Origin of the sequence: Rhodopseudomonas sp., assembly GCF_036404135.1 — a bacterium.
Classification (GTDB): Bacteria; Pseudomonadota; Alphaproteobacteria; order Rhizobiales; family Xanthobacteraceae; genus Rhodopseudomonas_A.
Map to the genome: position 1 here is coordinate 16,560 of NZ_DASWPE010000001.1, position 12,918 is coordinate 29,477.

Below are 12,918 nucleotides of genomic sequence, written 5' to 3' on the forward strand. Positions count from 1 at the left end.
TACGAGCAGCTTCGTTAAGAAAGCCGCAACGCCGTCTTTCACTTTCGTCGCGGCTGTGGCCTGCTTCGACCAACTATTACTTGCGATCCTTCACGCATCGCCGGCGTGGTCCGCAGTTGCGCCACCGCCGCTCGAATTCCAACGTCGGTTGCAATGCACCATAGACACGCGCGATGAGGGCGCGACGAGGCTTATTCATCTGCTGTTCGGAATCATGATGCAGGCGACGGTTGTGCTCAGAAGAAGATGTCGTCGGTGCTTGCGGCGTCCGGCTCGGCGACGCTGGCCTGGGTCTTGATGAAGGCGAAGCGACCGGAAAATTTGCGGTGGACGTCGCGTTCCTTGACCATGGTGTATTGCAGATACAAATCGCCGAACAGCGTATCCACCGCCTCGCAGTGCTCCGCCACCAGTTGATCGGTGCGTGGCCGCTGCTCTTCGAGCCGCAGCGCAACGCTTGACAACGACGCGAACTTCACCCCCAGCGCCGCCATCGCGCCCTTGGCTCCGACCACCAGGTCTTCGAACACCGCGCTTTCGCGCGTCAGGTTGTCCATCAGCTTGGCGAGATGCGCATTGCCGGCCTCAATTTCGCCGAGTGCCTGCGCGATCACGCCTTCCATTTCCTCGACGTGCAGCGCCTCTTCGACTTCCCGCAGGCCCTTCAAGCGTTCCGAGGCCTGCTCGATCGCATCGACCACCGGGCCGAGCAATTTCGCCGCCGCGGAGATCCGATCGGCGGTGGTCTTCAGTTCATTGGCGATCACCACGAAGGCACGGCCGCGTTCGCCGAGATGGCTGGCCTTCAATCCGGCATTCATGCCGATCAGGGTGATGTCGATCACGGTATCGCCGAGCGAGGAGATCGCGGCGCGAAATTCCCGCAGCATGCTTTCCAACACCGAGATCGATTCATCGACCGCCATCTTCGCGCAGCCGCAGGCCGCGATCAGCGACAACGCGGTGCCGAGGCGGGTCTTCATCCCCGCCAGGAACGACCCCATCTGGTCGCCCTGAGCGCCGCACAGCGTATGGCCGTGGCCGACCATCTTGGCGGCATCGACGCCGAGCGCGGTCAGCGACCGCTCGATGGTGCCGACGTCCTGGGAAAATCCCGCGATCGCGTCCTTGAGCTGCACCGCCTGCAGCCCGTGCACGAACGGCGCCACGATCACCAGATCGCCGGCGTCGCGGCCGGCGGCCGGCGCCAGCCCGCCGCCCGGCTCCACGCGACGCAACGCCCGGCAAATGTGCTCCAGGCGCTGCCGCGTGCTGTCGCCGGCCTGCAATGACACGATGGCATTGCCGACCGCGCCGCCGATGCTGCCGGCGCTGGCGCGCGCCAAATCGGCAAGCCGCGCGCTTTCCGCTTGGCGCTCGGCAATTTCGACGCAAGCCGAAAGCAGCTCGGCGCTGGCGCGCAACAGCCGGCCCCTGTATTGCGCCTCGAAATTCGATTGCCCTTTCAGCGCCGCGGCGATCGCGCCGGTCAGCTGTTCCTGGTCCTTGGCGCAGGCCACGATCGAGCGCTGCACCGATTTGGCGAGTTCCGACGCCTCCCTGGTGAAGCTCAGAAAACCGCCGCGGTCGCCATCCAGCGACGCCGCCTCGATCCGAGAGCTGCGCGCGATGATGGTGATCATGTCGATGTGCTTGAGGATATCCTTCAGATAGGTCGACGCCTGGGTGGCGCTGCCGGAGATCGCGCCGAGCAGGCCGGTCTCGGCCGGCAGAGCCTCGGCCAGGCTTTGCAGCCGCGCGGCGATGTCCTTGCAGGCCTTCGACGCGCTGGCGATATTGGCGCCGGACAGCTCCTGACCGAGCAGAGCAAGATCGGAATTCAAACCTTCGAAGATGTCGTGGGCACGCCCGAGATCGCCGCCGACCCGCGCGAACACGTCCTCGATCTGGCAGCCGACGCCTTCGATCGATGTGACGGCGGTCTCGATACTGGCTGGGGACGCACTTAACATCGACGCTCAGACCGTCGAGGCGGGCTGTCTGGCGTCCTGCCAGAGCATGATTTCGCGCGGGATCTGCGCCAGCGGCACCACCTTGTCGACGGCGCCGAGCGCGATGGCTTCCTTCGGCATGCCGAACACCACGCAGCTTTCCTCGTCCTGGGCGCGGGTGGTGGCGCCGAGCTTGTGCATCTCCAGCAGGCCGCGCGCGCCGTCGTCCCCCATCCCGGTCATGATGATGCCGAGCGCGTTGGGCCCGGCATATTGCGCCGCCGAACGAAACAGCACATCCGCCGACGGCCGATGCCGCGACACCGGCGGGCCGTCCTTGATCGCGATGTGGTAGCGCTGCCCGGTGCGCTGTAGCAGCATATGGCGACCGCCCGGCGCGATATAGGCGCAGCCCTGCACCACGGCGTCGCCGTCCTGAGCCTCGCGCACTTCGATTTCGCAAAGGCTGTCGAGCCGTTTCGCAAATGCCGCGGTGAAACCCTGCGGCATGTGTTGCACGATCAAGATCGCCGGCGCCTTGGCCGGCAGGCATTCCAGCACGTCGCGCAGCGCCTCGGTGCCGCCGGTCGATACGCCGATGCAGACCAGCCGCTCGGTGGTCGGCCGTGCGCGTCCGCCGACCGGCGGCGGCATGATCGCATCCGCCGTCAGCTTGGCTTCCACCACCATCCGCGGCGCCCGCCGCGGACGAATCCGGGCGCGCGCGGCGGCCTTCACCGCATCGCACATCCGCGTCGACGCTTCGAGCAGCGCCTGGGTCGTATCGATCCGCGGCTTCGGCACGATATCGAAGGCGCCGGCCTCGAACGCCTCGAACATCACGTCGGAACGCTCTTCGGTCAGCGTCGAGCAGATGATCACCGGAATCGGCCGTTGCGCCATGATCTTGCGCAGGAAGGTGATGCCGTCCATCCGCGGCATCTCGATGTCGAGAATGATGACGTCGGGGATCTCGTCCTGCAGCCGGCGCGCCGCGGCGAACGGATCGGCGGCGGCCCCCATCACTTCGATGTCGGGGTCGTTGTTGAGGATCGAGGTCAGGATCTGGCGAACCGACGCGGAATCATCGACGATCAGCACCCGAATCTTTGACCTTAGCGATGCATTGTCCATGACCATCTAGACCTTGAAAATCGTCGGCTGCAGCTGCTTCATCTTGATCGACTGGTTCTGAATCATCGATTCGGAATGCCCGACGATCAGGTAACCGCCGGGCCGCAAATGGCTGCACAATCGCTCGACGACCTTGCTCTGCGTCGGCTTGTCGAAATAGATCAGCACGTTGCGACAGAAGATCACGTCGACGTCGCGGTCGACCGGATACACCGCATCCATCAGGTTCATGCGCATGAACGCCACCGAGCGCCGCAGCTCCGGCACGATCCGAACTTCGCTGCGGGACTTGTCCTTCGACGACAGAAAATAGCGCTTCGCCATCGCGTCGGGCACCGGCGCAATCATCTCCTTGGTATAGATGCCTTCCTCGGCGAGTTGCAACACGCCAGTGGAAATGTCGGTGCCGAGAATGCGGAATTGGAAGCTCGCTCCGCCGGTCCGCTGCATGTCGTCGAGCACGATGGCGATGGTGTAGGCCTCCATGCCGGTCGAGCAGGCCGCGCTCCAGATTTTCAGCGGCCGGCCACGCGCCCGGCGCAGCAGCTCCGGCACCGCGATCTCGCGCAGGAAATCGAAATGGAACGGCTCGCGGAAGAAGTCGGTCTTGTTGGTGGTGACGCAGTCGATCAGGTGGATCAGTTCGGTGTCGAAATGGTCATCGTCGAACAGATGATCGACGTATTCGTTGATGTCGCCATAGCCCAGCATACGGACCCGCTTTTGCAATCGACCTTCGAGCATCAACCGCTTGTTTTCCGGCAGCCGGATTCCGACCTGCTGCTCGACCAGTTCGGCGATCGCGCGAAAGTGCCGGTCGGACAGCCGCGGCAGCGGTTCGATCATCAAAGGCTGCATGAGATCAGGCCGCCGCAGCTTCGGCCGACCGGCTTTGCAACACGTCGCCGGAGGTCATCAGTTTCGCCAGATCGAAGATGATGACGAAGTTCTCGCCCTTCTTGCCGATGCCGGCGAGATAATCCGATTTCCAGCGCCCGCCGACGGTCGGTGGTGGTTCGATCTGGCTCTCGTCGATGCCGGTGACCTCGAACACGCAGTCGGCGACGAAGCCGACGCCGACGAACTGACCGCCCATCGGCACGTCGAGGATGATGATGCGGGTGGCCTCGGTCGCCGCCACGCTCGGCAGATCGAGTTTGATCCGCAGATCGACGATCGGGTAGCTCGAGCCGCGCACGTCGATCATGCCGAGCAGGAAGTTCGGCGCGTGCGGCAGTTTGGAGATCGGCCGCATGTCGAGGATCTCACGGACGTTGCGAATGCCGATGCCGAAGGTCTCGCCGTCGAGGCCCAGCGTCAGATATTGCGTCGTTTCGGCCATGATTTACTCCTCAAATACAAGCCTGTAGCGAAGTCCGGCCGCGCCGAGCGGGCGCGACCGCAGCGTTCATCGATGAAACTCGGCGTCGCGCGCGTCGGCGGCGTCCTGCATCTCCAACGCAAAGCCGCCGCCGGCTACTTTCAGCGCGCGCGCCGGACGCGTCGCCGGCTTTTTCGAGCGGTTGGCGCCCATCGCCGCAGCCTTGTTGCGCAGTTGCGCGACCGCCTTGTCGAGCGCGATCGGTTGCGCGGCGTCGTTCGGCCGATCGATCTTGAAATAGGCGATGGTGGATTGCAGTTGCTCGGCCTGCGAAGCCAGTTCCTCGGAGGTCGACGACACCTGTTCGGAGGCCGCGGCGTTCTGCTGGCCGACCTTGTCGAGCTGCTGGATCGCCTGATTGATCTGCGAGGAGCCGACGTCCTGTTCGCGGCAGGCGGCGGTGATCTCTTCGACGAGCTGCGCGGTCTTCTTGATGTCCGGCACCAGCCGCGACAGCATCGAGCCGGCTTCCTGCGCCGCCTTGACGGTCTCGCTCGACAGCGCGCCGATTTCGGCGGCCGCGGTCTGGCTACGTTCGGCGAGCTTGCGCACTTCCGAGGCGACAACCGCAAAACCCTTGCCGTGTTCGCCGGCGCGCGCGGCTTCCACCGCGGCGTTCAGCGCCAAGAGATCGGTCTGCCGGGCGATTTCCTGCACGATGGTGATCTTGCCGGCGATGGTCTGCATCGCCTCGACCGCGCGGCCGACCGCGACGCCGCTGGCCTCGGCGTCCTTGGCCGACTGGTGCGCGATCTTCTCGGTCTGGCCGGCGTTTTCGGCGTTCTGCTTCACGTTGGCGGCCATCTCTTCCATCGACGATGAGGCTTCCTCGGCGGCCGAGGCCTGTTCGGTGGCGCCCTGTGACAATTGGTCGGCGCTGGCCGACAGTTCCTGGCTGCCGGCGGAGACGTTCTGCGCCGCGGTTACCGCGTCGGTGACCACGCTGCGCAGCCGCTGCACGGTGCCGTTTAGCGAAGTGATCAGATCGCCAACCTCGTCGTTGCTGGTGGCCGCGACCGTTTGCGTGAGATCGCCCGATGCCACCGCGTCGGCGAGCCGGACCGCGCGGCCGAGGCTGCGGCTGATATTGACCGCGATCCAGATCGCCGAGGCCACCGCAATCAACAGCGAGACCGCGATGATGCTGATCAAAAGCAGCTTTGCGGAAGCCGCCTCCTCCGCGCTGGCGACGCCGAGATCGGTCATCCGCTGATTGGCGAATTTGACGTAGTCTTCGAACGCCTCAATGGTCTCGTTGAACGCTTTGCGGCCCTCGCCGCCGCTGATCATAATCGCTTTGATATTGCCGCCCTCGCGGGCGATCCCGATGATTTTGTCGACGGCGCCGGCATATCTTTCATGCTGCCGGCCGATCGTGACGGTCGCAGCGCCGACCTCGTTCAGGCGTGCCGCGGTCTGAGCCACGGTCGACTTGAGCGCCGCGATCTGTCCGGCGGCGGCCTTGTAGGAGGCTTCCAGCTCGTCCATCGTCGAGGCCGTGAAGGTCGAAAGCGTCTGCCGGCCGAGCCGCGCCGCCTCGAACCGGGCGGTCTGCAGCGCGACCATGGCGCGCAGATTCTCGGGCCGGTCTGCCGCCTTGTTGAGTTCCTGCGCCGCGGCATCCAGCGTGGCGTTGAATTCGAGCAGCGCCGGCAGTCCTTCCGCGCCCCACAACTCGGTGGCATGGTTGCTGGAATTGAGCAGCCCGACCTTGCCGGCCTGTAGCTCGAGCTCGTTGAGATGCTTGAGTTTCACCGTGGCGAGATCGATCAGCCGCTTGCCGGCGTCGGTGGCGAGCGCATAGATCTCGTCGCGCAGCTTCAGCACAGCGTTCTGACGCTCGATCATCTGCTGATAGTTATCCGCAGTGTCCTTGTCGGCCACCGACAGGATCATCCTGGCCTCGGCGCGCTGCTGACCCTGGATGTCATTCATGAGGTCGGCGGCCATCTTCATGCGGGCGCCCTGCTGAACCAGTTTCTCCTGCGATGCTTCCAGCGAATTCATTTTGTTGTAGGCGACGCCGCCGGTCATCAACGACAGCAGCGTCACCGCGCCAAACGTGCAAGCCAGTTTTGCCTTGACGGAAAATCGCATTGTGGGGTCCCCATGGATCGCAATTGAAAAATCGGATCTCGTGTTCCTTGCCGGAACGGTGGCGAAGTCACGCTTCACTACCCGGATCCGAATTGATCGATCCGCAAATGAATGCATCACCTTAGTAACGCAACTTGGAGTGATCCCTTCTACGTCCGGTTAACTTCGAACTACGGAGAAATACGGTATATCACCGGGAACCCGGCCGCTGTCCGGCGGGGTGGTCAACGGCCTCGCCAAACGGCGAGGCCGTTTGGATGTCAGCGTTGAAATTCGGCGTCGCGCGCGTCGGCGGCGTCGTGCATTTCCAGCGCGAAGCCACCACGCGCGACCTTCGGCGCGGGCCGTGCAACCGGCTTGTGCGACCGCGCCGGCGCGGCCATCGCGGCGGCCTTGTTGCGCAACTGTGCCACCGCCGCCTCGATCGGCATCACCGCATCGGCCGGCGCGTCCTTCGGCCGGTCGATCTTGAAATAGGCGATGGTGGATTGCAGCTGCTCGGCCTGCGAGGCCAGTTCCTCGGAGGTCGACGACACCTGTTCGGAGGCCGCGGCGTTCTGCTGGCCGACCTTGTCGAGCTGCTGGATCGCCTGGTTGATCTGCGAGGAGCCGACGTCCTGCTCGCGGCAGGCGGCGGTGATCTCACCGACCAGTTCCGCGGTCTTCCTGATGTCCGGCACCAGCTTCTGCAACATCGAGCCGGCTTCCTGCGCCGCCTTGACGGTCTCGCTCGACAGCGCGCCGATTTCGGCGGCCGCGGTCTGGCTGCGTTCGGCGAGCTTGCGCACTTCGGAGGCCACCACCGCAAAGCCCTTGCCGTGTTCGCCGGCGCGGGCGGCTTCCACCGCGGCGTTCAGCGCCAAGAGATCGGTCTGCCGGGCGATTTCCTGCACGATGGTGATCTTGCCGGCGATGGTCTGCATCGCCTCGACCGCGCGGCCGACCGCGACGCCGCTGGCCTCGGCGTCCCTGGCCGACTGGTGCGCGATCTTCTCGGTCTGGCCGGCGTTTTCGGCGTTCTGCTTCACGTTGGCGGCCATCTCTTCCATCGACGATGAGGCTTCCTCGGCGGCCGAGGCCTGTTCGGTGGCGCCCTGCGACAATTGTTCGGCGCTGGCCGACAATTGCTGGCTGCCGGCGGAGACGTTCTGCGAGGCGGTGACCGCGTCGGTGACCACGCCGCGCAACCGCTGCACGGTGCCGTTCAGCGAAGTGATCAGATCGCCAACCTCGTCGTTGCTGGTGGCCTTGGTGGTCTGGGTGAGATCGCCCGACGCCACGGCGTCGGCGAGCTTGACGGCGCGGCCGAGGCTGCGGCTGATGTTGATGGCGATCCACAGCGCCGAAGCGGTCGCAATCAGCAACGAAGCCGCGATGATGGCGGCGAGCAGCGCCTTGGCCGAGGCCGCTTCCTCGGCACCCGCGGTCGCCAGCTCGTTCATCCGCCTCTTGATCAGCGTGATGTAGTCGTCGAACGCGGTGAGGCTTTCGTTGAACGCCTTGCGGCCTTCGCCGATGCTGATCGCCTGCGCCCTGATGTTGCCGCCCTCACCGGCGGTGGCGAGGATTTTGTCGGTGGTCGCGGCGAACCGCTGGTAATCGCGATTGATGTTGGCGACCGCAATGTCGAGCGCGCCGAGCTGGCCGACGGCCTGCGCGATGCTGGTCTTCAGGTCGGCGGCCTGGGCGACCGCGCTCTTGTGTTCGGCCTCGAGTTGCTCCACCGACGCGGCGGAGAACGTCGTCACCACCAACCGGGCGAGCCGCGCCGCTTCGAGGCGGGCACTCTGCAGCGCCAACAGCGCGCGGACGTTCTCGATGCGATCCGGCGCCTTGTTGAGGTCGGCGAACACCGCGTCGACGCTGGCGTTGAACTCGCGCGCGGCGGTCAGACCATCGGCGGCCCATAGCTGTGCGGCGTGGGTGTTGGAAGCGAGCAACGCGAACTTGGCGGACTGCTTCTGCAAATCGTTCATGGTCTTCAGCTTATCGGTCGCCAGGCCGAGCTGGCGCTTGCCCTCCTCGCTGGCGATCGCATAGAGCTCGTCCTTGAGTTTCAACGCCTTGTCCTGGCGCTCGAGCATGACGCGATAATTGTCCGCCGCGTCCTTCTCCGAGGCGGCGTTGATCAGCCCGGTCTCGGCTCGCTGGGAGAATTGGATTTCGCCCATTAGGTCGGCGGTCTTTTCCATCCGCAGACCTTGCTGGACCAACCCCTGCTCAGCGAGTTCCAGCGAAGTCAATTTGAGGTAAGCGACGCCGCCGGTGATCAGCGACAAGATGGTGACGGCACCGAACGTCGTTGCCAGCTTGGCCTTGACAGAAAATCTCATGGACAGCCTCTCGATCCCCTTTCTTGGGATTCTGACGGCGGCCACCGCTGGACGAAGTGTCGCCTTCGTCCATGCCGGCGACGGCCAATTCAAATCTGGTTCAGCTCAGGATTCGTTCCATGTTCGGAACGATCACGAACTCGTCGCGCCACTTGGTGATGAAGCTGATGAACTCCGGATTCCAGCGCATCCCGACCCGCGGCGTCGGCTGCGCATCGGCGCGCGAGATCTGCGTCACTTCGTGAACCTTGTCGGCGACCACGCCGACCAGCACGGGATCGCGATCGATCTCGATTTCGAGCACCACTATGCGGGTGTCGGCGGTGTCCGCGGTCTTCGGCATGCCGAAGCGGGAGCGCAGGTCGGCGAGCGGAATCACGTTGCCGCGCACGTTGACTACGCAGGGCAGATAGGGCCGCGCGCCGGCCACCCGGGTCGCCGGCACCGGATCGATGATTTCGCGCACCAACATGGTGTTGAGCGCGAATACTTCATCGCCGATCCCGAGCATCACCACCTGCATCTGGTCGGACTCGGCCTTTGGGCGGGCTTCGACAATCTGGTCCATCACGCCGCCTCGTTGATGAGTTTGCCGTCGCCGAGCGACTGGCCGATCGCCAGCAATTGCGCGACGTCGAGGATCAAAGCCGCGCTGCCGTCGCCGAGGATGGTGGCGCCGGAGAACATGGTGACGTCGGAATGCAGCTTCGACAGCGACTTGATCACCGACTGGTGGCTGCCGATGATCTGGTCGGCGATCAGCCCGACGCGGGTCTCGCCGGAGGAGGCGATGATGATCTTCTGGTGGCGGTCGGGTTGGCCCGCGACGTCGAACAGGTCGCGCAGCCGCAGGAACGGCACCAGATCGCCGCGCATGTTGAGAAAGTCGCGGCCGCGCACCCGCTCTTCTTCGGCGCTGAGTTCGGCGCATTCCTCGACCGCCGCCAGCGGGATGATATAGCGGCCTTCGCCGACGCGGATCAGCAGGCCTTCGATGATCGCCAAGGTCAGCGGCAGCCGCAGCGTCACCGTGGTGCCGCGGCCGTGCTGGGTCGAGATGTCGATCGACCCGCGCATCGCGTCGATGGTGCGCTTGACCACATCCATGCCGACGCCGCGGCCGGACAGCGTGGAAATCGTCTGCGCGGTGGAGAAGCCCGGCTGAAACAACAACTGATGCACGTCGTCGTCGGACAGCACCGCGCCCGGCGCCACCAGGCCCTGCTCTTCGGCCTTGGCGCGGATCCGCGCGGCGTTGAGGCCGGCGCCGTTGTCGCGCACCGTGACCAGCACCTGGGCGCCGGAATGAACCGCCGCGACCTCGATGCGGCCGATCTCGGTCTTGCCGGCGGCAGCGCGGCTCGCGGTGTCTTCGATGCCGTGATCAATGGCGTTGCGGATCAGATGGACCAACGGATCGGCCAGCCGCTCGATCATGGTCTTGTCGAGTTCGGTATCTTCGCCGGAGGTGACGAACTCCACCGGCTTGCCGAGATCGCGCGACAGGTCGTGCACCAGGCGGCGGAAGCGGCCGAACAGCGAGCCGATCGGCACCATCCGGGCGCCCATCGTGGTGTCGCGCAGCCCGGCGGCGAGGCGTTCGATTTCCTCGGCGATCGCCTTGATCGAAATGTCGTCGGTGGCGGCGGCCAACTGGCTGAGTCTCGCTTGGGCGATCACCAACTCGCCGACCCGGTCCATCAGCTCGTCGAGCCGCTGCGCCTGCACCCGCACCGTCGGCATGCCCTTGTCGTCGAAACGGCGCTGTTCGTCGCCTTTGGATTTCGCCGCCGCGACCGCCGGCTTGTCGGCGTCCGGCTCGGTCCGCAGCGGCGCCGGTGACGCGGCCGCGCTCGGCGCGAGCGGCGGCGAGGCCATTTCGGGCGGCGGCGCGGCGATATCCGCCTCGGTCAGCGGCTCGCAGGTCAGCACCATTTCGTCCTGCACGAACATGAAGACATCGTCGATCGCGGCGCGGTCGCAGTCGCTGTTCAGCGTGACGTCCCATTTCAGGAAGCACAGCTCGGGCTCGAGCTCGTCGAGCAGCGGCACGTCCTCGGTGCGCGCGGTGGCAAAGGCGGTCCCGAGCTTGCGCAGGTCGTCGAGATAGTCGAGCGGGTTGGAGCCGTTGCGCAGCACGTCGCGGTCGAATTCAAGATGCAGCTGCCAGCCGCGGCCGCCGGCCGCCGCTGCCGCCGGCGCTTCGGGGGAAGCAGGCGCGATATAAGGCTGGCTCGGCGGCTCGCCCGCCGGAGCGACGAAGCGGCGGAGCTGGTCCAGGATCGCGTCGCCGATGATCGGATCGGTGGAGTCCGGCGCCTCGATCAGCGCGCGGATATAGTCCTTGGCGGACAGCGCCACCGAGATCAGGTCATGGCTGGCCTTGATCTCGCCCTTGCGCACCTGGTCGAACGCGGTTTCGAATTCATGGGTGAAGGCTGCGACCTTGTCGAAGCCGAACATCGCGCCGGAGCCTTTGATAGTGTGCAGCGCGCGGAAGGTGGTGTCGATCAATTCGCGATCGTCGGGACGCGAGCCGAGGTCGAGCAGCGCGCCTTCCAGCGCCTCGAACAGATCGCTGGCCTCTTGACGGAAGACCTCGACCGGATCCAGCGCGGTCATGCGCGCACCAGCTTGTTCACCACCGCCTGCAACTGATCCTGGCTGAACGGCTTGGTGATCCAGCCGGTGGCGCCGGCCTTCTTGGCCTCCTGCTTCACCGAGTCATTAGATTCGGTGGTGAGGAACACGATCGGCAGCCCGGTCAAGGCCGGCGTCGCCCGCAACGCCTTGATCAGCTCCATGCCGTTCATCACCGGCATGTTGAGATCGGTGATTACCAGCTGCGGCCGGCTGGCCTTGGCCTTTTCGAGGCCCTGGGCGCCGTCGCCGGCTTCGATGACGGTGTGACCGAGCGGCGCCAGCGCCACCTTGATCATCTGCCGGATGCTAGGGGAATCGTCCACGGTGAGGATGGTGGCCATTACTTCGTCTCGCTCTGCTCTGCGCCGGCGCGCTCGGAGATCGCGCTGCTGGGGACGCCGGCGCGCTGCAACGTGGTCCTGAGATTTTGCGATAAATCGGTGAGGTCGAGCCGGCCGCCCTGCTCGTCCGCGGTACGCGTCGCCGACAACAACAGCTGCACCGAGGTGACATCGGCCTTGTCGACGGCCGAGCAATCGATCTGCAGATCGCGTTGCTGCGACAGCAAGTTGCGGATCAGTTCATAGACCGCGCGAATGCCGGCAATGCTGCAGTCCGCGGGCAGGCGAAGCGTAGGCTGCGGCGGTTGAATTTCCATTTTTTGAACTCATGACCAGTTGATGACACGGACAAGTCGGGCGGCAGAGCAGGTCGGTCCTCTTGATAGGTCGGGAGAAACGGGGCATTCGGTCCACGTATAACTACGTAGTTCTGTGGTCTCGTTAACACCCCAATTCAAGTTTGACGGGTTAATCGCGCACAAAACGAGCCGAGGGAAAGGCGAAGCTCGCTGGCAAGCCTGGATCCGATCCGACCGTCGCTTCGACGTCTTTGACTGGTAAGCCGAGAGTGCTGCAACCGAGTTAATTTTGCCGTCCGTAATTTTACGGGACGCCGGTAACAGCCGTGGCGCGACGCGTCGCCCCGCTCGCAACACCACGTAGCAGCGGGTACGGAGAAAATGATTCCGGCGGGAGGCTGTGCAGCATGACGATCTGACTGCGGCCTGGTCCGATCGGTACTATCGACCCGACATCAGACGTCGAGGTCCAATGGTCTGACGTCCCGATGACGTCATGCCATGGATGAATGCCGCTCTGCATTCGCTCATGACTACTTTGGTCGGACGGTTTGCGACAACGACGCATCAGCGCCGGCCGTTGCCAAAGCCGCGGCTCTAGCTGTGGAGCCTCAACAGGTTGTCCTCGGACAGACCGAGGCGACTGATGGGTGTTTGTGATTTTATCCCACCGTGTGGCCGATGCCAGTTGTATCTATGCAGCCAGACCGGCAGTTCGAGGGCGCGGCGTTGTGAGGT

Annotated in this window: 10 protein-coding genes and 1 pseudogene; all 11 read right to left on the minus strand. The window is 64.8% G+C overall.

The features are described 5' to 3' along the window. Nucleotides 1-236: 236 nt before the first annotated feature. Nucleotides 237-1,973 carry a chemotaxis protein gene (locus VGC77_RS00090; protein ID WP_331169541.1) on the minus strand — a complete coding sequence of 579 codons (1,737 nt, stop codon included), beginning with the start codon at nucleotides 1,971-1,973 and terminating at the stop codon, nucleotides 237-239. Between the two features lie 6 nt (nucleotides 1,974-1,979). Further along, nucleotides 1,980-3,086, minus strand: a complete 1,107-nt coding sequence (locus VGC77_RS00095) for a chemotaxis response regulator protein-glutamate methylesterase (RefSeq protein WP_331169542.1) — start codon at nucleotides 3,084-3,086, stop codon at nucleotides 1,980-1,982. Nucleotides 3,087-3,092: 6 nt separating this feature from the next. Continuing rightward, nucleotides 3,093-3,932 carry a CheR family methyltransferase gene (locus VGC77_RS00100; protein ID WP_331169543.1) on the minus strand — a complete coding sequence of 280 codons (840 nt, stop codon included), beginning with the start codon at nucleotides 3,930-3,932 and terminating at the stop codon, nucleotides 3,093-3,095. A gap of 16 nt (nucleotides 3,933-3,948) precedes the next feature. Then, nucleotides 3,949-4,428, minus strand: a complete 480-nt coding sequence (locus VGC77_RS00105) for a chemotaxis protein CheW (RefSeq protein WP_331169544.1) — start codon at nucleotides 4,426-4,428, stop codon at nucleotides 3,949-3,951. Between the two features lie 66 nt (nucleotides 4,429-4,494). Further along, the gene (locus VGC77_RS00110; RefSeq protein WP_331169545.1) at nucleotides 4,495-6,564 is read right to left on the minus strand and encodes a methyl-accepting chemotaxis protein; all 2,070 of its coding nucleotides are present in this window, start codon (nucleotides 6,562-6,564) and stop codon (nucleotides 4,495-4,497) included. A 260-nt stretch (nucleotides 6,565-6,824) separates the two neighbouring features. Then, nucleotides 6,825-8,897, minus strand: a complete 2,073-nt coding sequence (locus VGC77_RS00115; RefSeq protein ID WP_331169546.1) for a methyl-accepting chemotaxis protein — start codon at nucleotides 8,895-8,897, stop codon at nucleotides 6,825-6,827. Between the two features lie 100 nt (nucleotides 8,898-8,997). Continuing rightward, entirely contained in the window at nucleotides 8,998-9,465 is a 468-nt protein-coding gene (locus VGC77_RS00120; protein WP_331169547.1) for a chemotaxis protein CheW, read from the minus strand. Further along, nucleotides 9,465-11,519: a chemotaxis protein CheA gene (locus VGC77_RS00125; RefSeq protein ID WP_331169548.1), complete on the minus strand. Its 2,055-nt coding sequence runs from the start codon at nucleotides 11,517-11,519 to the stop codon at nucleotides 9,465-9,467. Before VGC77_RS00125 ends, VGC77_RS00120 begins: the two co-directional genes overlap by 1 nt. After that, the gene (locus tag VGC77_RS00130) at nucleotides 11,516-11,881 is read right to left on the minus strand and encodes a response regulator (protein ID WP_331169549.1); all 366 of its coding nucleotides are present in this window, start codon (nucleotides 11,879-11,881) and stop codon (nucleotides 11,516-11,518) included. The genes VGC77_RS00125 and VGC77_RS00130 overlap by 4 nt, the downstream gene beginning before the upstream one ends. After that, on the minus strand, nucleotides 11,881-12,198 hold the full coding sequence (locus VGC77_RS00135) for an STAS domain-containing protein (RefSeq protein WP_331169550.1): 318 nt from the start codon (nucleotides 12,196-12,198) through the stop codon (nucleotides 11,881-11,883). Before VGC77_RS00135 ends, VGC77_RS00130 begins: the two co-directional genes overlap by 1 nt. A gap of 579 nt (nucleotides 12,199-12,777) precedes the next feature. Further along, a pseudogene (locus tag VGC77_RS00140) lies at nucleotides 12,778-12,918 on the minus strand (IS481 family transposase); the annotation flags it as partial.

Coding starts and splice junctions, on each gene's coding strand:
- VGC77_RS00090 (WP_331169541.1), bottom strand. CDS start 1,973: ATGTTAAGTGCGTCCCCAGCCAGTATCGAGACCGCCGTCACATCGATC.
- VGC77_RS00095 (WP_331169542.1), bottom strand. CDS start 3,086: ATGGACAATGCATCGCTAAGGTCAAAGATTCGGGTGCTGATCGTCGAT.
- VGC77_RS00100 (WP_331169543.1), bottom strand. CDS start 3,932: ATGATCGAACCGCTGCCGCGGCTGTCCGACCGGCACTTTCGCGCGATC.
- VGC77_RS00105 (WP_331169544.1), bottom strand. CDS start 4,428: ATGGCCGAAACGACGCAATATCTGACGCTGGGCCTCGACGGCGAGACC.
- VGC77_RS00110 (WP_331169545.1), bottom strand. CDS start 6,564: ATGCGATTTTCCGTCAAGGCAAAACTGGCTTGCACGTTTGGCGCGGTG.
- VGC77_RS00115 (WP_331169546.1), bottom strand. CDS start 8,897: ATGAGATTTTCTGTCAAGGCCAAGCTGGCAACGACGTTCGGTGCCGTC.
- VGC77_RS00120 (WP_331169547.1), bottom strand. CDS start 9,465: ATGGACCAGATTGTCGAAGCCCGCCCAAAGGCCGAGTCCGACCAGATG.
- VGC77_RS00125 (WP_331169548.1), bottom strand. CDS start 11,519: ATGACCGCGCTGGATCCGGTCGAGGTCTTCCGTCAAGAGGCCAGCGAT.
- VGC77_RS00130 (WP_331169549.1), bottom strand. CDS start 11,881: ATGGCCACCATCCTCACCGTGGACGATTCCCCTAGCATCCGGCAGATG.
- VGC77_RS00135 (WP_331169550.1), bottom strand. CDS start 12,198: ATGGAAATTCAACCGCCGCAGCCTACGCTTCGCCTGCCCGCGGACTGC.